Genomic DNA, 21755 nt, shown 5'->3' with positions numbered 1-21755 from the left:
AGGATCGTATCCAAGATATCAAAAAATTAACAAAAGTGTTGATTTGATAGGGCATTTGAACTATACTTTATTGAGTAATATTTTGACAAAAATGTACATTAATCTGCATTAATCTGCATATAAATGTCGCACAACAGTTATTGTGCGACATTTAATTTTTTTCATGCCCAATAATCTGAATATGTCCTTCGAAAGTCGGTTTATTCGGTACAACTAATACATGAGTCGTGCCTGGATATAAGCCAAGCTCCTGATTTTCTTGAAATAAATGGAAATGATCCTGCTCTACTGATCTTTCCCATCTCACGGATTGCACTTTGTCTCTCTGAAACAGATACCCCTTGCCGCTGCCAACAAGTCCAACATCACGACGACCCTCATCGTCCAAAATAGTATGCTCAGCTTCAATGACAACCACGTTGGCTGCGGTTAGCTGCACAAGGTTAGATATATCCAAATGCGGTGAATCGTTGATAAATCGCTTATATAGTCGGCTCTCTGGGTCATATTGATAAGAAACCACATAGTTATTTAGCAAAAAGGTAACGTTAATTCGGGTAAGACGGTTTTCATGTGCTTCCGCAGTAGTTTCTGCCATGAATGTAGCCTGTGCCTGCAGATTCTGACTGAGCTCTCGAATGCCCATTTTCCTAACTCCGGCTTCGAGATTGTCCAGACTGGTATATAAATTATGTGGCGCCTTACGGGCAGCGTCCCGCCAAAAAAAAGGTCCCGCATTCGTAATTTCGTCCATATGTTCGAGTTTTTGTGCTGATAATTCCGTATACGCATCTGGGCTTCCTCCTGCATGAACAGGTACCGCGTCCATCATTTTCCCCAAATTTATGTAATAAGGACGGATGCTTCGAACTGGGCCAATCGGCCCATCCCAATGTTTACTTTGGTAAACGGCTACCAAGCGAGTGATTTCCCCCTCTGCCAGTACTTCAAACAATACGTCTGCATAGCTGAGCCCGGACTGGGGTCTCGCTTGCGGTGCATTATTAACCATGACCATAAAAGGCCGATTTGTGGTTGCACTTGGCGCTTCTGTGCCCGTGAGTGGCCATACATATTCCGGAAGTTGAGGTTTGTTTATAACAGGCGGTTGAAACTCATGCGTGACGGTCTCATCAGGGGCAGGTACTACAACCACAGCGGCAGGATTATCCTTATTTATACCGCATGAAGCTGTAGCCATCGCTAATACGCCGCAGACGATCAGAGATACAGCAACTTTTTGAACCACACTCCAATACCTCCTTCCAAAGTACAGATGTAATCAATAAATTGTACTCTTTATTACCCAAATAAGAACGAAGGACTGCGGTTGCGGCTAAGAAAAGCTGAAGGCAATTGTTCAGCCAATTCTATTATCTCCAATTCCACCAGCCAGAACAACAACAGGAATGCAGTTCAAAACAAATAACCCTCCAATTTCACATTAACCGTGATTTTGGAAGGTTATTTTGTACTCAGTGGGTATACATTTTGCTTAATTAATTAAATGCTGGCCAATATTTCACGCGTTTGCTCGCCATATTTCTTTAATAATTCCTTCGAACCGTACAATCCGCTGAAATCCTCAACACCAAGATATCCATCGTAACCAACTGCCTTCAAATCTGTTAATACTTGACGCCAGTTCACGATACCTTGCAGATTGGGCTCCCAGTAAGAAGTCCATGCTTGCGATCCGTCTTCACGTACGTCGGCCTTTTTCCAGCCTGTATTTTTAATATGCACATGTGCCAGATAAGGTCCCAGCAGCTCCATACCCATGCGGAAATTCTCATAACCCTCGTGGACCATGTTGCCTGGATCAAACAAGACGCCAATATGAGCAGGATCGGAGTTGCTAACTAGCCGATAGGCCGCGGAAGCACTTGCCGTAATCGTGTTGTGATGGGTTTCAACCAGGCATTTTACGCCATACTGCTTGGCCAACGGCTCTACACCTTTGATATACTCACTAGCCAATTGGAACAGTTCGTTATAATGCTTTGTGCCATCGTAGCTCGGAACACCAACACGAATCGTACTTGCACCCAGTTTTTGGGCTACCTGCAGCACACGCTCCGTGCTTTTTAGATCACCAGCTTGTAAGTATGGAGTGACACTGACGGTTTGCAAGCCGTTATTTCGTGCAGCACTGGCAAACCGATCCAGTTCAGCATCGGTTGCTGATGGATCTATGGAACACAGATTGTTGCGCCAAAAAGAGGGCGACTCATCCTTCGCATCCTGTGGAACTTCTTTAAAACGCCACTCAATACCTTCGATTCCTGCTTCCTTAGCGGCTGCTGCCAGCTCTTCCGGTGTCAAATCAGGCGTTACTACGGTGAAAACGGACAATTTCATGGCGAACCCTCCTAGCCTTATTATGGACTTCTCCTACGATTAAAAGTATAGCAAAGTGCAACCAATTAATCTATGTTAACGTGAACAATCGGAATATTCAGTAAACTTGAACACCATTTTCGCAGCTCTGGTCCAAGTTTGAAGCTATGAATTCAGAAATAAACGGCAAAAGCCGGACCCGTGTCCGCTGCTTCTGTAAGGGCAGCTGGATGGCTCCGGCAACTTCTATTATAGCGATTTGCTGTATGATTAATCCGTGAGTATAGTAACAAATTTATGCCAAATGTGGTTCAACCCAAGCCAGCATATCCTGAAGCGGTTTGAAGCCGACAACACTGGAAACCTCTACACCATTCTTGAACAATTTGAGAGTCGGAATACTCATGATACCATAAGCTCCTGGAGTTTCCGGGTTATCGTCAACATTCATTTTGGCAATGGTCAATTGGTCTCCCAATTTCCCATTCATTTCCTCCAGTACGGGTGCAATCATTTTGCAGGGACCGCACCACGGTGCCCAGAAATCTACGAGTACCAATCCATCCTGACCAATGGTTTCTTTAAAATTATCATCTGCTACTTTTACGATTGCCATAACTATCACTCCTTATTTATATGATTCATTATTAATCGATTTTTATTCTTCTTGAAGCATGCTTAAAACCTGTCGTTTCTTTGGAAGAATCATTCTGTCTCTTGGACTGAATGCTGCGGAGAGTGGAGCCCAGCTCATCAAACCACAATTGGTCCCTCGTCATCAATGCCAAATCCATCAAACTGAGTACATCAGACTCATGGGTAGGTGTGTATTCATCAAGCTTTTCCAGCTTGAACCTCTTGCTGTTAACGATGTGCCCGACAGCTTCCTGACGATCCGATTGCGTGACCATCACTTTCACAGTTCCATACGCATCCATTGAATCTACGTAGCCGATAATTTTTTCATCCTCGATTGAGGTCCCTCCAACCCAGTCCCCAACGCCGATCATTGTTTGTTTTGCCCATTCCATGCTTGCCACTCTCCCCTCCGAAATCTTTCTGTTACAAGATTACCCATTTATAACCTATGTTTAATCAATAGAAAGTGTTAAATTGTAAATATTTTCATGAAGGCATATGATGCCAATAACTATAATGATATTAGTTACAGTTTAAGTATAGAATAGCATCGGTTTTGCCTATACTATACAGGCAATATTCTACGCTAAGCCTTACTCTGCTGTTCCTTACGGACCTGGATCAATACATCAAGTATGGTCCACTGATTGAAGTACTCAATCATCTGACGCTCTGCGTTCATAAAAATACCCTCCATAACTGAAGCCATATTACATGCAACCATACATTCCTGCTCGATATCACCTGAACACCAACCCGGTTTCACAGAGCCGAGTGAAGTTAGCTGATAAATCTCACCCAATGTGACTTGATCAGGCTCGCATTTTAGTATAAATCCGCCGCCGATACCTTCCTTGGCTCCAACATAACCTTGCTTGCGAAGCAGCGCCATGACTTTGCGCACTCTTGCCGGATGGGTACAAACATTGTGTGCTATCATATCGCTGGTTGCCATATGCTCAGGCTTGTAAGCAAGAAGCGTCAGACTATGAACCGCTATTGTAAATTCGCTATTCATTAGATATCCTCCTGACGATACTACTTGCTGCCTTCACCTTATACTGTTATTATATCGATTACAGTTGATTCTGTCAAGAGGATAAACTGCCTTTGCAAAAGTCACCCCGCTTCACTAGGAAGCGAGGGTTGCACTGGATATTCAATTAATGAATCCTTCAAATTGTAAAAAGCGTTTTAACATCACGACTGCCTCTGCCCGGGTCGCATTCGCGAACGAACCAAACTTATTGTCACTCTGTCCATTAAGTATACTCGCTCCGACTGCTTGAGCAACAGCCAATTGCGCCCAACTGCTGATCTCATCCTTGTCGTCAAACTTCGATAATAATTCGGTTCGATCTCCTTGTTCATTATATGTTGTACCAGCCATAGACATGGCACGCACTAACATCAATGCCATTTGTTCACGGGTTATTCCTGTATCCGGTTTAAAGGTTCTGTCCTCAAAGCCTGTGACAAGACCAGCTTGTGCTGCGGCACCCACTGCACCTGCAAACCACTCACTCCCATTCATATCAATAAAAACGGTTCGAGTCTCATTACCAAGGCCAAGCGCCCCAACCAACAATGCCGCAAATTGTGCTCGGGTGATCGTATGGTCTGGACCAAATGTAGTGTCTGTCTCCCCCCTAACCAGAAGCTTGGCGGCAAGAAGCTCAATATCTGCCTTGGCCCAATGGTTGCTTACATCGATAAAGGTTTTATTGGACTCCACAATGGTATAGATGCTGTTAGAACGATTTTTGATTATGATTTGTGTGCCTCCACTTCCGTTATCACTGCTGAAAACAGCCGGAACAAAGGTCATCTCTTGATTCACTGGGTCATACAGCACCGCCGTCGCTTTGCTCGAATCAATGCTGTGATCCAATATTATGGATCTTGTGACATATGTGGTACCAAAGCTATGAATCGTTATGGTTTTGCCGCATGCTGAAGCAGTTAAGTCAAACCGGATGATCTTAGGCTTGTCGCCGCCAGCTAGAGTGAGTCCTGCATGGAGCGCTCCTCGTTGTACTTCATCAGCCATCGGACCCGCTACTTTTTCAATTGTTAGATGGATTTGCACATCTTTTGTATCGCTTCCCAGAGCCTTAGCTGCCGCTGCAATATCAATCACCTTAATGGGCAGATTATAGGTAACTGCGCCGGATTGAATGGAGATCATGGCATTGGGTACATGCTGCATGGCTTCATGAATAGCTGCGGACGGCAGCTCTACGGTGGCTGCTGTTCCTGTACCTTTTACTTGTATTGAAATGATCTGTTCGGAGGCATCTTTGTCTTTAATGCTCTCCAAAGCTTTTGATAGGCCTGCTGTGTTCACTATAAAATGGTCTGTCGTTGCTCCCTCCGCGGATTTTTCTGGGATGAGCGTAATTGCTGAACCTTCTACTTCTGCACCCTTAGGTCCCGGAGTGCCATCGACTTGTGCACTGGTGCTGGTATTATCTCCGCCTACAGCCGAACCAGATCCAGCTGAGGCAGAGCCTGAGGAGGTTGAAGTATTCGAACGATTCTGAATCATTCTTGCAGAAACTGTTAACGCACCGCCTGCATTTCCCGCTCCGTCCAGTGGGACAATACTGTAGTCATAGGTTTTGCTTGGGATTAATCCTGTCACGTTATAACTCGTTTCTTTGATGGTCTCTATTGATACACCATCCTGGATAATTCTATATGCTGTAACCCCTATATTATCAGCTGCTGCCGGCCAGCTTAAGGTCAGGCTTCGCTGCGAAACATTCGATAAGCTTAGCAGCGCTCCGCTCGGCCAGAACGGTGGTGTTGTGTCCGACGGTACAACCGGAGGAAGCGTTGTCCCTTGCTGCGTTGTCACGCTCATGTTGAGCGGCTGGCTATCAATGCCAGCGGCATCAGTCGCTCTAACATCGAAACTGTACGTCATACCCGCGCTCAATCCGCTGACCGTGTAGCTGTAGGTGGTGCCTGTGACCGTAGCCAACAGCACGCTGTCCTTATAAACCTTGTATCCGCTCACGCCGATATTATCCGCTGCCGCTGGCCAGCTTAGCACCGCCCCCGTCTGCGTGATATTCGCGGCACTTAACGTCAGGCCATTTGGCCAGGATGGTGGTGTCGAATCCCCCTCAGCTGGCGGCACAATCGGTGGCGTGCCTTGCTCTGTCGTCACGTTCACGTTGAGCGGCAGGCTATCAAGGCCAGCGGCATCAGTTGCTTTAATACTGAAACTGTATGTCATGCCCGGGCTCAATCCGCTAACCGTGTAGCTGTAGGTGGTGCCTGTGACCGTAGCCAACAGCACGCTGTCCTTATAAACCTTGTATCCGCTCACGCCGATATTATTCGCTGCCGCTGGCCAGCTTAGCACCGCCCCCGTCTGTGTAATATTCGCTGCACTTAACGTCAGGCCATTTGGCCAGGATGGTGGTGTTGTATCCGTGTTCCCAGACGGCCACTCTTCGACAACCTGTGCGCTTTCGCTTTTCACATAGTTGACATTGAGACTGTTCACCGTATTGCTGCGTACTTCGATGCCTGTGCCCGCTTTAATTTGAATACCGTTGGAATTCCCAGTTAATGTATTGCCGATGATCTGTACATGACTTGGATCGCCCGCTCCGATATAACCGGCATTTTGATCTCCGTTATCGTGCTCCAGCAGGATGCCCCAATAGCCATTGGCTGTGTTGCCGCGAATAAGATTGTTAGTAATGACAGTGCCGGGTCCGTTTAATATCCGAATTCCGGCCGCCCCATCGATGTTGGTTGTAAGCTCAATCAAATTGTTGTGGATGATCGTATCCGGCGTACCCATCGTCACGACAATACCTTCCCGCGTGTTACGGATTGTATTATCGTGAATAAAGTTTTTGGGGCCCGATTTGCTATGATTGCTTGGCGCAGTCCCCCCTGTGTTGCCGAGACCTACTGCCCCACCGGTAAGAATATCGGTAACGGTATTTCCGGTAATTTCATTTAAATATTCAAGCTCGCCATGAAGATCGATGGCATCCAGCTTGGTTCTACTAAAAAGATTGTTTCTGATTAAATTGTTATGTGCGACAAATTGAATAAGCGCTCCATGCCGCAGGTAAGGACCTTCAAAGGATGAATTCTCCACAAGATTCCACCGGGTATCGTTATCGAAGCCCAATCGATCGACCTTGGCAGTACCTTGAATGGCAACACCGTAGCCTGAACCACCAGGGCCGACATCAGTGGCATTACGGAAGATACTGTTTCGGACAACCGCGTCGTGGCTGTTATCAATCCGTATGCCCATCCGTGTGAACTTTTCCACGATCAGATGATCCATCGTTACATGATAGGAAGGTGTATCTCCATAGTTGGCAATGACCAGCATGCTGTCAGGTCCGCCCGAGGCCGGGTTATTGACTTTATGATCCGTAGAATACGCTCCGTCCCAGGTGGACGTTAAGGTCAGATTGGAAATCATCAGATCATGCTGTCCGGACACTTTGAGCATGGCACTATTTTTGATTTTGTTCAACGCTGTTTTTAAAATCGTTCCGGACTGGCTCTCCCCACGCAGATTAACACCCGTCTTCAACGTCAAGTTAATCAATCCATCGGGGGACGAATTCAAATTGTAGGTTCCGTTCGGCAGCAGCACCTCATCGCCTGCTACAGCTGCATTAATCGCTGCCTGAATAGCTTGGCGATCATCAGCTGCATTGTCGGCAGGATTCGCGCCATAATCAAGCACATTGAGTGTCCGCCCCGTTACTGCATGAGCCGTATGAATGGGATGCTCCGTGCCATCTGCATTTTTCATTCCTGGTACTGTAAAGGGCACAGCACCCGGGGGAGGACCCGGGATAAAATAAGGAATGCTCGCAACCGGTGTATCTCCGTTAGCAAACGGTGCGTAAATATGCACTTCGGTTATGCTTGTAAATGCACTCCCATCCGAATTGCCGCGACCGACAATCCGCACATATCTCGCATCCTGATCCTGTATATCAAACGCCTGCATGTCGGTCGTTTTGCCACTGCTCGAACCCGCAAATCGTTCTGACCATACCTTCCCATCGTCAGACGTTTCAATGGCTAGATTTGTTGCACGTTGGTCGCCCTTATAAAATGCAATGCCCACATAACCAATTCGCTTGCTTTCACCCAAATCATATAGTATCCATTGTCCGTCTCCAGAAGCTGACCAGCGGGTGAACAAATTGTTATCGATCGTATTGATCTCTATATTGCCATCACTGCCTCCTGCCACTACACCCTCGACTGGAATCGGCGTAATGGGCGCTGATAGTGTCGTCCTGCTTAAGGTTAGCGGTGACGGAGTAAAGTTATTCGAGAGATCTCCGGCTTCTACCTTGAAGGTATAGGCCGTCCCAGGGATTAGTCCCGTGACATGGTAGGCTGTTCCGCTAACAGTAGTCAGCAATACATCATTTTTGTAGATCCGGTACTGCGTTACCGCTTTGTTATCGGTAGCTGCAGGCCATGACAAATGAATGAAGTCCGTTCCCAAATTAGCTGCGGACAAGCTGCTGCTGTTCGGCCATGATGGCGGCTCCTTATCGCTTGAAAGATCGACAGGCTCCTGTACAACAAGCTTCGGCCGCGGATTGCTCGTGCCATTCGCTTCCTTGGAGTAAATGTTTAATGAAATCCCTGTGTTCGAAGCATCTGCAAGTACAAAAGCTACCTTGCCGCCTCTGGACAACTTGCTCCTCACATAGGCCGATACATCCACACTATATAATTGCGGACTGCCCGTGTTATCGGCTGTAACCGTAAATTTGTCAATGTAGGACGCGGAAGCCAAATTCGTTAAGGGCGCATTACTCCAGGTCAGTGTCGACTCGGTCCACCCTGTATCCTCGATGCCATAGAGGGATAAGGCCACGTCCGTGTTGGATGAACCTTTTTTGGCAGCGACGTTAAACGTATACTTGTAATCCGGGCTGCTGTATCCAGAAACATCGTACTTGAAGTAAACGTACTTCTTGTTCGTGCCTCCAGAGGAAACACTGAATAGTCCGGCACTGCTGCCGGTTGCGGAATCATAATTGGTAGTGGCCTTGCTGCTGTCAATGACTGCGTCATCCGTCGGCGTCAGGCTCCCTTTATCCAGGTAAACGATATTGCCTGGATCGACAGGTGGCTCGGTAACCGTAATCTCACTCTCCGCGTATACCTGCTGCGAGACCGTTGATGCTGCTCTTATTATCGCCTTGCCAGGACTTAACGCGGTTACAGTGGCAGCTGCAGGCCCGCTAGATGCTACCGCTGCCACATGGCTGTCTGAAGACGTCCAGATGAATGCTGAGCCTGATGGGTCAGCAGGTGTTATGATTGCGGTAAGCTCGCTTGATTCATTCGGTGCCAGTGTGAGTGATGTCTTATTCAAAGTGATCGAAGGGTTTCCAGAAGGCGGATTTCCCGTTTTATATAGAATAGGCTCGGTAACTATTTTATTTTTTACATATTTATCCATAAAAATCCAAGCTTCAGCGTTAGCTTGATCCGATGCGTCGCCGGTAAAACCGTGGCCTTGACCCGGCACAAGACTGAAATCGACAACATTGACTCCAGCCGCTCTCAGTTGACTAGCAAACTTCACACTATCCGTATAGGGAATGGTTGCATCGGCATCACCGTGGCGAATCCAGAACGGTGGATCGTCAGGGGTAGCATACGTACCGGGCATCGCTGTCCTTGCCTCATCCGGTACAGTAAAGGCCTTACGTCCACCCAAAAGCGCCGTGACCGAGCTGTAGCTGTTGGCAAATTCCGTCGTAAAATCCGCAGGTCCAAACCAATCCGCTACGGCCTGCACTTTGTCCGAGTATTCCGGCCATCCGCCTGAGCCTTCAAGATCAGGTACAGGAACCGTATGCCCGTTGTCCAAAAGAACTTGGTCGGTGGTCATCAAATCTCCCGTCGTTCCCAACAGAGCTGCCAGGTGCCCTCCCGCGGATGAGCCCCAAACTCCGATCCGAGAAGGATCAAGATGGTACAACGCCGCATTCGCCCTTAAGTATCGAATAGCAAGCTTTACATCCTGAATTTGCGCCGGGTAGGGCGCTTCAGGCGTGAGCCTGTAATCAAGTGAGACACCGATATACCCACGCTTGGCGACATAGCTGCTAATATTGCTGAGCGCCTGCTTCCGGTCTCCGTGATTCCAGCCTCCTCCATGGATATATACCATAACGGGCATTGCCGCAGCCGGAGCTGTTTCAGGAACTGCAATCGATGCATAGAGGGGCCGGGTCCCTGCCGTGCCAATCTGCACATCCTCATACATTTTCACACCTGCCGGAGGGATATAGGGAGTCGGATCGGTAGGTGGCGGCGTGACAGGAACCGGCGATGCTGCCGGTGGAATACCGGGAATGGCCTGACCTGATATCGACACGCTGTCGATATACATATTGGCGTTTACAACATCTCCAACCCGAAACCGAATTTTGACGCTCGTATTGCTGTTGGCTCCTTTTCCGAGTGTCCAGAGCTTTTGGGTATTGGGCTCGCTGGTCGTTCCTGCTGGCAGCTTATACTCTTCTAGTGTTGTCCAGGTCACGCCTCCATTAGCAGACCATTCGGTAATGATGCTTCCGGCCGTATAGGAGGATGCTCTTGTGTAATAACTCAGCTTGATGTTGCCATATCCAGTTAAATCGAGCGGTAGTGCCAATGCATCGCTGCTATCCATTTTGACCATATTCGGTAAAGAAGGAGCACTTGATGATGAAGATGTCTTGGCTGCGCTCCCATTGGCACCCTCCTGCACCCATGGCGCTGGAATCACAACACCTCCGCTTGAACCGAAATTGTCGGGATCATCAAAATTTTCTGTATAAATCTCAAGCTCCGGTCCTTCCGGGTCTGGCAATGGAGGTGCCTCCGTCATAGACGTTCCCCTGACCTCGACATCGTCCAAATAAATATTTCCCGCAAGGGTGATGCTTGGGTCTACACGAAAACGCACCCTGACGTCTGCAAGATTGTCGGCCGATGTATACGCCGGTGCGCTGAGCGTATAGGATTTCTGCACAAATGTACTCTGGTTGGCCGTAATCGATTGCAGCAATAACCAGTTCGTGCCGCCATCCACCGAATATTCCGCCTTGATGCCCCCAGCCGTTACACTACTGGCTTTATACCAATAGCTTACGTAAATATCCTTATAGCCTACAGTGCTCAAATGCAGCGTTAGCGAGTCCTTGGAATCTATTTTGGCACCATAGCTGCCCGTCCGTTTGCCGCTTGCCGTAGTCTTGACGACACTGGTTCCTCCATCCTGAGTCCATAGCGTGGTATCCGTCGGCACTGTCACATTATCCCCATATTCGAATCCATCATAAAACAGCTGCTTGTCAACAGCTTCTGCCGAAACCGCTTTCAGATCCATCTGTGGAAAAATTAACGTAATAACCAATAGTACGGATAAATAAGCTTTGAAAATACCATCACGAATCCATAGCTTCATACACAAACCTCCTCTACAGGTACCTGCCCTTTTACAGCTGATAGCCATTCTCGATGATACTATTTGTTCTTATCGTTTCGACTGAATGACGCCTTCATTATTCTTCACTCTTTCCGTAGCTTCCTGGATCACGCTATTGCCGCCCTTTTGCTTCCACTCCTCCAACACCTTCGGGTAATCCGAGATCGGCTCTTTGCCATATACCATTTTGAGAACATGGGTCAGGATAACAGGTGGCAATTTGTCTCCTGTAGGAGCGATGTCCGGATTTTTGGCATACGCCTGCAGCTGAGGATCGAATTGAATACCATCACGGCCTTCCTTAGCAAGAACCGTATCATACAGCTTCATCAGATTCTGGCCTTCCGGGGTCAGACTTAATGATCCTTTGTTGTACGTTGTATCCTGAACGAGCCACAGCAGCGTTTGTCGATATGTTTCCTCATCAACCTCTGCAGCTGTTGCCGGGGTTTTGTAATTGATTTTGCCGTTTTCTTCGGTATAATTTTCTCCCTTGACACCAAAGGTAAAAAATTTCTCCGCCTCATCACTGACCATCCAATCAAAAAATTTAATGATGCCCGCCGGGTCCTTTGCATTTTTATTGATCAGATAGGCTCTAGTCACTTTGCCGACAAGCCTGAGTCCTCCCTTGCCGTCGGGTCCGGTTGGAGATGCAATTAATTTCATTTGGGCCGCCGGATTACTTTCCTTAAGCTGTGAATCCCATTGAATTAGCAGATTGACGTTCATGTTCCAGATTCCGGCTTTTCCTGCGATGATGTCATTTTTGAAGCGAGTCGGGTTGATCGTAGCAAATTCCTTATTGATCAGGCCCTCATCAAGCATCGTTTTATACGTTTGAATTGCCTTCTGCATACCGTCCACATTAAAAAACTTTGGAACGACCTGGTCGCCCTGCTTCATAAAAAAGTTGCCAAATACATCATACGCACCATAAAAAGCATCGGAATACACAAAATCCTCCCGGCCCATAAAAGGATTTTCCACTCCCAGCTTCTTGAACGCTCTCATGACATTCAAATAATCCTCAACCGTCTTCGGTTCCGGCAGCCCGGTCTTCTCCAGTAAATCAGACCGAATCCATGTTGCTCTGCGAGCGGGATTAGACAGCCATTCGGGAATCCCGTAAATATTGCCTTTGGCATCCGTTTCTGTATCCCAGGCGTCCTTCGGTATTTTCTTCAACAGATTCTGCCCATGCTTGGCCAGCAAATCGTTCAGCGGCATGAATACTCCGGCCTTCACAGCACCGGCAAGCTGCGGATTGTTCAAGCCGGAGCTTGCCTGCACGACATCGGGAATATCGTTAATGGCGAACATCTGAATCATTTTCTGATCAAATTCCTTATGCGGCATGAGCCGTATATCCAGATCCGTATTCGTTAACGCCTCCAGCCGCTTAACCCACTTTTCTTCGTTAATGTTGGGATGCTGCTCCGCATAAGAGATATTGCCCGATCTGAAAGATATTGAGAAAGCGGCCTTTCCTTGTGGTCCCGCAGAACCTTCGGCTGCCTTGTTGCCTGCTTGTGAGCAGCCTATAGTTGTTGACGCAATCGAGAGAACGCTTACAATTGTTAAAAGCTTTTTCATATGGAGCCTCCTCTATAGGTTGTATTCATAGTTAATTGGATCTGCTCGGCACGAAGCCTGTCTATTACAGGTTGAATCATACCGGAGAGTGCTTCCGCCATCCGTATATGGCCATAATCCGACGGATGAATCAAGTCACTCGTAAGGGATGTGAAATCGCTCATGATCTGCTCCCCTTGCAGCAGCTGCAGGTTTGCATGTTTTTTATCGGCGGCATACCGTATCAACACGTCATTAAATTGCTGCTCACTGTCCCTGTAGGCAAATATCGCACTTCCCTCCTGGCTGTACGTGGCCCGATTCGGATACATCGTGGTCACAAACAACGGCTTTTCCGGATGCCGTTCAATGATCCGGTCCAACAAATAAACAGCCCTTTGTTGGAATTCCTCGACTGTGTATACGCCGCGCATATTGACACCGATTTCAAGAAAACCGATATCCCAGTCATCTCGCTCCGCAATATGATCTGCCAGCCCTTCCTCGCAATAGCAGGAACCACTCAGACCGAGATTCAGAACGTCGATCCCCAGACGCCTTCCCGTCTGCTGGACGTAGCAGTTGTAATTGCTTAACGCACCGGCACCCTGCGTGATCGAAGAACCGTACGCGAACATCGTCAAACCGGGGATTTCGTGTGGCAACGGTGGACGTACGTCGAATCCGAACGCCTCAATCCCATGGAATACACCATTAATTCTTTCAAAAAAAACACGCCATACCCTCGATGAAAATGCGGAATTATTCAGCACTTCTGGATGCACGTCGGGGAACCTTTCCGGAGCTTCCAATTGAAGTGTATGAATCACCCCCGCTTTCAGCTGATGGGAGGAATGAAGGAAGTCCCCTTTGAACACCAGCACTTGACCGTCCGCTTCCTGCGAAGACACCATAACGCGTACATGCTTGGCATCAGTCACAAATCGCAGCTCACAGCCATTGGATTGTACAGCCTTCGTCCTGCCTTTCTCCTCTAATGAATATCGAACCTCCTTCGGGAACCGCTGTAATTTCCAGCCAGGTGTTTGTGGCGATATTTCCAGCTCCGTAACATTATGAAAATAGATGTTTTGATGCAGCATATTCATGACCACTCCAACAATTTTATTTATTGACTTACATCTAACTCATATATATAGTATTTCACATTTAAAAATGCAGTCAATTGGTTATTTTTAGGTCGACTTGTGATTTTATGAGTCAAATATGCTTGTTGATCTTATTTTCGACCCGTTATTCATAGCCGTGAAGCCCTTTGCACCCGTTCAGCCGCGAACTAACAAAGACCGTCCGAAGTGCCTCGGACGGTCTCTCTATATGCTGCCTTATCAGCAGCTTCAGGCACTTCACACCTTGGGCCGATCATCGGACACCAGCGTGTGGTTTGCATTTAACTTAGGCCTCTTTTTCGCTTCAGCAAGTATCCCTTCCAGACGTTCACTCATCGTTTGACGATCCTGCAACCCTGACAGAAACATCATGACTTCCCGCTGAATCGCCCTGAACTGGGCATTCTCCAGCCCCAGCTCGGTAATGAGCCGCAAGGTCGGAAAAATCTCTCGATACATGTAAAATCGCGAAGGCCGGTATACCGATTCTTCTCCTTCCCATTCCATGGCGTGGCGATGTGCCGAGATATTCAGTGTCTTGCGGCGAACGATGAGCTGTGTTTCGTAGGAACCGAGATAATCAACCAGCAATCCGGCTGCTTCTTTATCCCGAGATCTGCTGTTTACAGCCAAGCCATTAATGATCAGCAGCGTGCTCGTATCCTGCAGCCCCGGTAAAGGCGAAATATCAAAGGGAATCGATGATTGTCGGAGCTGATTCAAAAAGTAGTAGGTCGTCATAATAACCGATACTTTTCCTTCCAAAAACAAGGCTTCCGCATCGGCGTTGCTTTCGGAGAGAATTCTTGGAAACACATCGGACATAGCCAGCAGCTCGCGGCAGATGTCCAAGCCGTCCAGCAGCTTGTTATCAGACAAGCTATACCTCCCATTCTCATCCGCTTCAAATACTTGACCGCTCTGAAGAATAAAGATCGGCCACCGATTAAGAGAAGGCAAATAAAAATAAAAACCGAATCGATCCTCGTTCACAGCCAGCTGGTGACCATATTCGAAAAGATCGTGCCAGGTCCAGCTGCTGTCCGGGAATGGAACCTGCGACTGCTCAAAATGCTGTTTATTGTAGCACAGCACGACCGGCGAATATATAAAGGGCTGAACCAGCGTGTGCTCACCCTGTCGAAAGGGCTCCAGCAACAACGGGTAGCAGTGCTGTATCGGCTTTAAAGGCTCCAGCAAGTCCGTGCAGTCGTTCTCCAGAAAATCCTGAAAATTGTTATTATTAATAAGGACCACATCCAGGATTCCCGATTCCATGTATTCCTTAAGCACTTTGGCATAACTCCCAGAGGGCAGCTCTACAGGCTTTACATGGATGTGCGGGTACTGTTCACTGAAACCGGCCAACAGCTCCGACATCTCAACAAGGGCAGCAATCGAGTGTACATATCCAAATTTGATAGTTCTCGTCTGGTCTGGAGAAGGAGGTTTAACAAGATTGCCCACCCGTGGTATTTTCTCTATTAAACCCTCTTGCACCAATACCTTCAGCCCATTGCGCACCGATGCGTTGCTGAGGCTGAATCGCTTTTCCAGATCACTTTCGGATGGCAAATACTCGCCGATAGCGGTTTGGCCTGATATGATTTCCTGGCGCAGGGTCGCAACCATCTCATCCAATCGCACCCGAAAATTTTTTCGGCTTATTCTTTTTTCCATATTGTACCTCACTATGTACAGGCTAGCGCTTTCAATTGAAATCACCCATTTGTATCATCATACACCAAATCGTTATACCTTCACCATGCTTGTCACAACTGGGCATCAAAAGAAAAAGAAGACGGAATTGCTCCCGCCTTCTTGCTTTTATTATGGTTGTACGACCAGTGCTTTCTTCGCAATATCGGTACGGCTGTGCTTGCCGGGGAACGTGATGCGCTCGACGGCTGCATAAGCCTTTGCACGAGCATCCGCAATATCGCTTCCCAGTGCCGTAACACCGAGCACACGGCCTCCATTAGTAACAATCTGGTTATCCTTCAGTGCTGTACCCGCATGGAATACAAGTGCATCCTGAACATCGTCCAGCCCTTCAATCGGCAGACCCTTAGGATAAGGTCCCGGATACCCTTCAGACGCGATAACCACACATACTGCGGCTTCGTCACTCCACTGAATATCCATTTGTCCCAAATGACCATTAATCGCTGCCAGAAAAATGTCCAGCAAATCGGTTTTGAGCCGCGGCAGCACGACCTGCGCCTCTGGATCGCCAAACCGTGCATTGAACTCAATCGTCCTCGGTCCTTGCGGAGTGAGCATCAGTCCAGCGAACAGGATGCCGCGGAACGGACGGCCTTCACTGACCATTGCCGCCGCTGTCGGCTTAATGATCTTCTCAATCGCTTCTTCGATCACAGACGGATCAATATGCGGCAGCGGTGAATATGTACCCATGCCCCCTGTATTTGGACCTTTATCATTGTCAAACACGGTTTTATGATCCTGTGCAGCGACCATCGGACGTACTACATTGCCATCAACGAACGATAAAATCGACATTTCCTGACCGGTCATAAATTCCTCAATCACAACCTGATTACCGGAATCGCCAAAGATTTTGGCAACCATAATATCATGAAGTGCCTTCTCTGCTTCCTCCATCGAGTGAGGAATAATGACACCTTTGCCTGCAGCCAAACCATCTGCTTTAATAACAATCGGAATTTGCTGACTGTGCAGGTAGGCCAGCGCTGCTTCGTAATTATCAAACGACTCGTAGGCTGCTGTTGGAATGTGATATTTTTTAAATAATTCCTTGGAAAATACTTTACTCGACTCAATAATCGCTGCATTTTGACGCGGGCCGAACACAGTTAACTGTTTTGCTTCAAGGAAATCGACGATTCCCTCAGATAAAGGGTCATCAGGGCCGATAACGACGAGATCAATCGCATGATCCACTGCAAATTCAGCGATTTCCGCGAATTGATTCACCTGGATCGGTACGCATTCCGCTACTCCGGCGATGCCTCCGTTACCTGGCGCACAGTAAAGCTCACGCACCTTGGGGCTTTTTTTCAGCGCCCAGCAGATCGCATGCTCCCTGCCACCACCGCCTACAACTAAAATCCGCACTTTACATCCCTCCTAATCACTATGCTCAAGATTACTGCTTATTAATGACTTTTAATTCCGTTTGGCCATTATCGAGCTGAATGGTTTTGACCAGCAGTGAAATTTTGTTATCTTCATTCAACCGATCCCAGTAAGCATGCAGCGTCTGGTCGATATTATCGTATACAGGAACCAGCTTCGGCTCACCCTGGAACGATGGCAATGGATCGCCGTCTTCGGAATACGTGTGGATGCAGTGTCCGTAGCCTGCAATTGCCTGCTCGTAATGGAAAAATTGACGGAACGTTTGCTCAGGATTGCCTGCATTGGATTTCAAGATGGACAGCTTGTACTGACAATGTGGATTGTTCAGTTCGATGAGTCCGGAAATACGCGGTGTGTAGTTAGGCGCGTCCGGTTCAAAGGTTCTTGTCGTTAATGCCTGCTCAAAAGTACCTCCCGCAAGCAAAGCATCATAGATCGTATCGGTTTGATCACCATTGGTTACAATGTGCGAGCCATCGGTGTGCTTGAGTGGATAATAAATAATAAGTGAAGGATCGGTCAATAGCGCAGGATCCTTGGCTTCGGTACGCAGAAAACCATTCTCCTCTTGGACAAAAATCCGATTGCGGCTGTTCACGCTACGCCCCATAATCCAGTATACCTGGACAAGTTTGGTCCCATCTGGTGTCAGACCAATTACAATTCCCCGGCCCGGATACGGATTATGTTGCAAGCCCTCCAGGTTGTGCTCAGCTGTAAGCTTTTCATTTGCAGTCACGTAGATAAATCCCCCTTATAATTAAATCGATATGTGCTGTATGAATATTTACGGGCTGTAACTTTTAGTGATGGAATAAACGAACGCCGGAATAGGTCATAACCATGTTGTAATCATTAGCAGCTTGGACGACTTCCTCGTCACGCATCGAGCTGCCTGCTTGAACGACGTATTTCACACCGCTGCGGCTTGCACGGTCCAAATTGTCACGGAACGGCAGGAAGGCATCCGAACCAAAGGTAACACCTTGCAGCTTATTCAACCATTCGCGCTTTTCTTCACGAGTCAAACGAACAGGTACTTCCTCAAAATATTGCTCCCAGCTGGCGTTTTCAAAAGAGGTTACTTCCTCCTCCAGCCACAGATCAATCGCATTGTTTTGTTCAGGACGGGTAATACCAGCACGGAATTTCATGGCAAGTGCTGCCGGATGCTGACGCAGGAACCAACGGTCGGTTTTATCACCAGCAAGACGGGTACAATGAATTCTGGACTGCTGACCCGCACCAATACCAATGGTTTGTCCGTCCAAAGTATAACAAATCGAGTTGGATTGCGTATATTTCAAAGTGATCAGGGCAATCAGCATATCGCGTTTTGCTTCTTCTGGAAGCTCTTTGTTGTTCGTTACAATGTGAGTCAGCACTGAGCTGTCAATCACGGCATTATTGCGCTGCTGCTCGAGAGTCATGCCGAACAGATTACGCTTCTCGATAGGTGCAGCTGCATATTCCGGATCGATCTCAAGCACCAAAAACCCGCCTTTTTTCTTCGAACGCAGAATCTCCAAAGCCTCTTCCGTGTAGCCTGGAGCTACAACGAGATCGGAAACCTCGCGTTTCAGCAAACGTGCCGTGGATGCATCGACGATATCGCTTAGCGCCGCGCAATCTCCGAAGGAAGACATCCGGTCAGCGCCTCTCGCTCTTGCATAAGCAGTTGCCAGGGGAGACAGCTCCAAGCCTTCTACAAAGTACGCCTTCGCCAGCTCAGGGCTAAGAGGGGCATATACAGCCGCTCCGGTAGGACTTACATGCTTGAAGGAAGCAGCCGCTGGAAGACCTGTAGCCAAGCGCAGCTCACGAGCCAATTGATAGCTGTTCAAAGCATCCAGCAGATTAATGAAGCCTGGGTCACCGTTGACAACACGCAGCGGCAGGTTGCCGTTCTCGCTGTAGATCTTGGCTTCTTTTTGGTGTGGATTCATACCGTAGCGCAAATGGATTTCGTTAGGGTTACTCATCGTTAAATTCCTTTCCTATGCAGCTGTATTGGTGGAACTGGTCTTTATCTGGTTTTATATAGATGGAACATTTGAACTCAATAGCTTATTGATGAATACTGCATCAGAACCTTCTGTACCGCTTGCAGATCTCAAGCACGGGATGAGACGTGTACGTGTTTACTGGTTTAAACGATTTTAACTTCATAGAGCTTCCATTGTGTCTCTCATGGTGGGAGCTATTGTTATGGATTCAGCTTTATTTGTCCGGCTGCAATCTGTGCAATGACCTGCGGCAGCAGCACATGCTCGATTGGGTGTATACGCGCAGCCAAGCTTTCTTCTGTATCCTCCGGGGTAATGTCCAGGCTTTGCTGCGCAATGATCGGTCCTGTATCCATGCCGCCATCTACATAATGTACAGTGACTCCGGTTACTTTTACCCCGTAATTCAACGCCTGCTTGATAGCATTCAGACCTGGAAATGCAGGAAGCAAGGAAGGGTGAACATTAATCAGCCTCCCATACCAAGGCTCGACAAGCACAGATGTAATCAATCTCATATAGCCTGCCATTACAACCAGATCGATCTGCTCTTCCTCTAGCCGCTGTACAATTTCCCGTTCATACTGCTCTCTGCTTGCATAATCCTTTGCCCGGAATACAAATGTAGGTATCCCGAGCTTATTCGCCCGCTCCACTACCTGTGCCTTGGGGCGGTCACAGACAAGAAGCCCGATGTGAACATCGAGCCTGCCAGCATTCACCGCATCCGCAATAGCCTGGAAATTGGACCCGCTCCCGGAAGCGAACACGGCAATGCGAAAGGACTTACTCATACAACGGCTCCGCTAAACGTAACCACCCGATCTCCCGAGGTTACATGACCCAGCGTATACACTTGCTCACCCTGCTCAGCAAAAATAGCTGCGGCTTCAGCAGCCTGCTGCTCTGGCACGATGATTACCATGCCAATACCCATATTGAAGGTACGGAACATATCGTTATTGCTGATTGCGCCTGTTTCCTGCAGCAGCTGGAAAATCGGCAAAATCGGCCAAGAGCCATAATTGATTTCAACATTGACATCAGCAGGCAGCATCCGCGGAATGTTTTCGATAAAACCGCCACCCGTAATATGCGCCAAGCCTTTAAGCTCAACCTTTTGCAATGCAGCAAGTACGGATTTGACATAAATCTTGGTTGGTTCCAGCACCACATCACCCAGCTTGCCGCCCAATGCGTCAATGGTGTCATGCAGGCTGTAGCCTTTTTCCTCTAACAACAGCTTGCGAACTAGCGAAAAGCCATTGCTGTGCACGCCGCTTGAAGCAAGGCCCAGTACGACATCACCCGGACGGATTGTGGAGCCGTCGATGACTTTCTTTTTATCAACGATACCAACCGTGAATCCGGCAATATCATATTCGCCTTCCGCATACATACCCGGCATTTCAGCTGTTTCGCCGCCGATTAGTGCGCAGCCTGCCTGAACGCAGCCATCGCTGATGCCTTTAATAATCGATTCGATTTTTTCTGGGATGACTTTGTCACAAGCCAAATAATCAAGGAAAAATAAAGGCTCTGCGCCCTGAACAATAATATCGTTAACGCACATGGCTACAGCATCAATACCAATCGTATCATGCTTGTCCATAGCAAAAGCAATCTTGAGCTTCGTTCCTACGCCATCCGTACCTGACACCAGTACCGGCTCATCGTACTTATCCTTATTCAATCCAAAAAGCCCACCAAATCCACCCAACTCCGTTAGAACCTCGGGACGAAATGTGGTTTTTACGTGTTTTTTCATCCGTTCTACTGCTTCATTTCCAGCCGCGATATCGACTCCGGCCTTTTTATATGCATCCGACACTTGTTACACTCCTTTAACTTGGTTGGTGGGAGGGTTGGGCTGTTCGCAGTTATGGAGTAAGATTAAGGGCATGCTTGATCGCCTAAGGTCGGCTCCGGGCTGTGCTGCTTGCCTGCGGCCGCTGTTGAAAATGGATTATTGTGATTAGACTTGGTGGTGATAACCCATTTTCAAAGGCGTCCCGTATACTCTCCGGCAAGCACACAGCCCTCTGCCTACAAGGCGATCAGGCACACATCTTACAAGCCACAAGTGCGAAAGGCTCAACGCAGTCTACACAACCTGCGTTTTATTAATGGTTGCGCGGCAGCTCTAGCCCCGCTAGTTGTTCAGTCGACGAGCCGGACTACGGCCGCGTTAAGTTGTTGCGCGGTAGGCCGTGCTCACGGCCCACTCTAGCTATTACTAATGTGCCTGGACATATTGGCCATTTAGTTGTCACTTTATGAGGCGGTGTGACTCACGCCAGCTAGTTTGCCAGCCTGGCGGAGCAGCCAAATGCCTCCGCCTCTCTTTCTACTCACAGACAAGGATCTTTGAGAGGGAAGTGCATGTGAATTTGGATTCATCCAGGTGTATGGAGGAAAAGGGATTGCCATGGAAAGTGTAAC

At 48.0% G+C, this 21755-nt stretch carries 14 protein-coding genes; all 14 read right to left on the bottom strand.

Annotated elements, in window-relative coordinates:
• Positions 1-151: 151 nt before the first annotated feature.
• Positions 152-1249 (bottom strand): DUF3048 domain-containing protein, encoded by a 1098-nt coding sequence (locus NST47_RS05265; protein ID WP_341154191.1) that lies wholly within the window; start codon positions 1247-1249, stop codon positions 152-154.
• A 254-nt stretch (positions 1250-1503) separates the two neighbouring features.
• Entirely contained in the window at positions 1504-2361 is an 858-nt protein-coding gene (locus tag NST47_RS05260; protein WP_341154190.1) for a sugar phosphate isomerase/epimerase family protein, read from the bottom strand.
• A 274-nt stretch (positions 2362-2635) separates the two neighbouring features.
• Entirely contained in the window at positions 2636-2956 is a 321-nt protein-coding gene (gene trxA, locus NST47_RS05255; RefSeq protein WP_076237737.1) for a thioredoxin, read from the bottom strand.
• Positions 2957-2987: 31 nt separating this feature from the next.
• Positions 2988-3371, bottom strand: a complete 384-nt coding sequence (locus NST47_RS05250) for a group-specific protein (RefSeq protein WP_341154189.1) — start codon at positions 3369-3371, stop codon at positions 2988-2990.
• Positions 3372-3565: 194 nt separating this feature from the next.
• Entirely contained in the window at positions 3566-3997 is a 432-nt protein-coding gene (locus tag NST47_RS05245) for an RrF2 family transcriptional regulator (RefSeq protein WP_341154188.1), read from the bottom strand.
• 141 nt (positions 3998-4138) lie between these two features.
• On the bottom strand, positions 4139-11458 hold the full coding sequence (locus NST47_RS05240) for a fibronectin type III domain-containing protein (protein WP_341154187.1): 7320 nt from the start codon (positions 11456-11458) through the stop codon (positions 4139-4141).
• A gap of 69 nt (positions 11459-11527) precedes the next feature.
• Positions 11528-13075, bottom strand: coding sequence for an extracellular solute-binding protein (locus tag NST47_RS05235; RefSeq protein ID WP_341154186.1), 1548 nt, complete (start codon positions 13073-13075; stop codon positions 11528-11530).
• Positions 13072-14157 carry an SGNH/GDSL hydrolase family protein gene (locus NST47_RS05230; protein ID WP_341154185.1) on the bottom strand — a complete coding sequence of 362 codons (1086 nt, stop codon included), beginning with the start codon at positions 14155-14157 and terminating at the stop codon, positions 13072-13074. Before NST47_RS05230 ends, NST47_RS05235 begins: the two co-directional genes overlap by 4 nt.
• 264 nt (positions 14158-14421) lie before the next feature.
• The gene (locus tag NST47_RS05225; protein ID WP_341154184.1) at positions 14422-15864 is read right to left on the bottom strand and encodes an extracellular solute-binding protein; all 1443 of its coding nucleotides are present in this window, start codon (positions 15862-15864) and stop codon (positions 14422-14424) included.
• Between the two features lie 150 nt (positions 15865-16014).
• A complete protein-coding gene (purD, locus tag NST47_RS05220) occupies positions 16015-17283 on the bottom strand; it encodes a phosphoribosylamine--glycine ligase (protein WP_341154183.1) in 1269 nt (422 codons plus the stop codon).
• Positions 17284-17314: 31 nt separating this feature from the next.
• On the bottom strand, positions 17315-18046 hold the full coding sequence (locus NST47_RS05215) for an IMP cyclohydrolase (protein ID WP_341154182.1): 732 nt from the start codon (positions 18044-18046) through the stop codon (positions 17315-17317).
• 64 nt (positions 18047-18110) lie between these two features.
• Positions 18111-19289: a phosphoribosylaminoimidazolecarboxamide formyltransferase gene (locus NST47_RS05210; protein ID WP_341154181.1), complete on the bottom strand. Its 1179-nt coding sequence runs from the start codon at positions 19287-19289 to the stop codon at positions 18111-18113.
• A gap of 224 nt (positions 19290-19513) precedes the next feature.
• Positions 19514-20107: a phosphoribosylglycinamide formyltransferase gene (gene purN, locus NST47_RS05205; RefSeq protein WP_341154180.1), complete on the bottom strand. Its 594-nt coding sequence runs from the start codon at positions 20105-20107 to the stop codon at positions 19514-19516.
• Positions 20104-21144: a phosphoribosylformylglycinamidine cyclo-ligase gene (gene purM, locus NST47_RS05200; protein WP_341154179.1), complete on the bottom strand. Its 1041-nt coding sequence runs from the start codon at positions 21142-21144 to the stop codon at positions 20104-20106. The genes purN and purM overlap by 4 nt, the downstream gene beginning before the upstream one ends.
• Positions 21145-21755 lie beyond the last annotated feature (611 nt).

This window comes from Paenibacillus sp. FSL H8-0034 (assembly GCF_038000305.1).
GTDB lineage: Bacteria > Bacillota > Bacilli > Paenibacillales > NBRC-103111 > Paenibacillus_S.
The sequence above is the reverse complement of the archived record's forward strand: the minus strand, read 5'-3'. Positions and strand labels throughout refer to the sequence as shown.

Bases quoted from the DNA above. Each gene is read 5' to 3' on its own strand.
- NST47_RS05260 (WP_341154190.1), bottom strand. From the start codon at position 2,361: ATGAAATTGTCCGTTTTCACCGTAGTAACGCCTGATTTGACACCGGAA.
- trxA (WP_076237737.1), bottom strand. From the start codon at position 2,956: ATGGCAATCGTAAAAGTAGCAGATGATAATTTTAAAGAAACCATTGGT.
- NST47_RS05250 (WP_341154189.1), bottom strand. From the start codon at position 3,371: ATGGAATGGGCAAAACAAACAATGATCGGCGTTGGGGACTGGGTTGGA.
- NST47_RS05245 (WP_341154188.1), bottom strand. From the start codon at position 3,997: ATGAATAGCGAATTTACAATAGCGGTTCATAGTCTGACGCTTCTTGCT.
- NST47_RS05240 (WP_341154187.1), bottom strand. From the start codon at position 11,458: ATGAAGCTATGGATTCGTGATGGTATTTTCAAAGCTTATTTATCCGTA.
- NST47_RS05235 (WP_341154186.1), bottom strand. From the start codon at position 13,075: ATGAAAAAGCTTTTAACAATTGTAAGCGTTCTCTCGATTGCGTCAACA.
- NST47_RS05230 (WP_341154185.1), bottom strand. From the start codon at position 14,157: ATGCTGCATCAAAACATCTATTTTCATAATGTTACGGAGCTGGAAATA.
- NST47_RS05225 (WP_341154184.1), bottom strand. From the start codon at position 15,864: ATGGAAAAAAGAATAAGCCGAAAAAATTTTCGGGTGCGATTGGATGAG.
- NST47_RS05210 (WP_341154181.1), bottom strand. From the start codon at position 19,289: ATGAGTAACCCTAACGAAATCCATTTGCGCTACGGTATGAATCCACAC.
- purN (WP_341154180.1), bottom strand. From the start codon at position 20,107: ATGAGTAAGTCCTTTCGCATTGCCGTGTTCGCTTCCGGGAGCGGGTCC.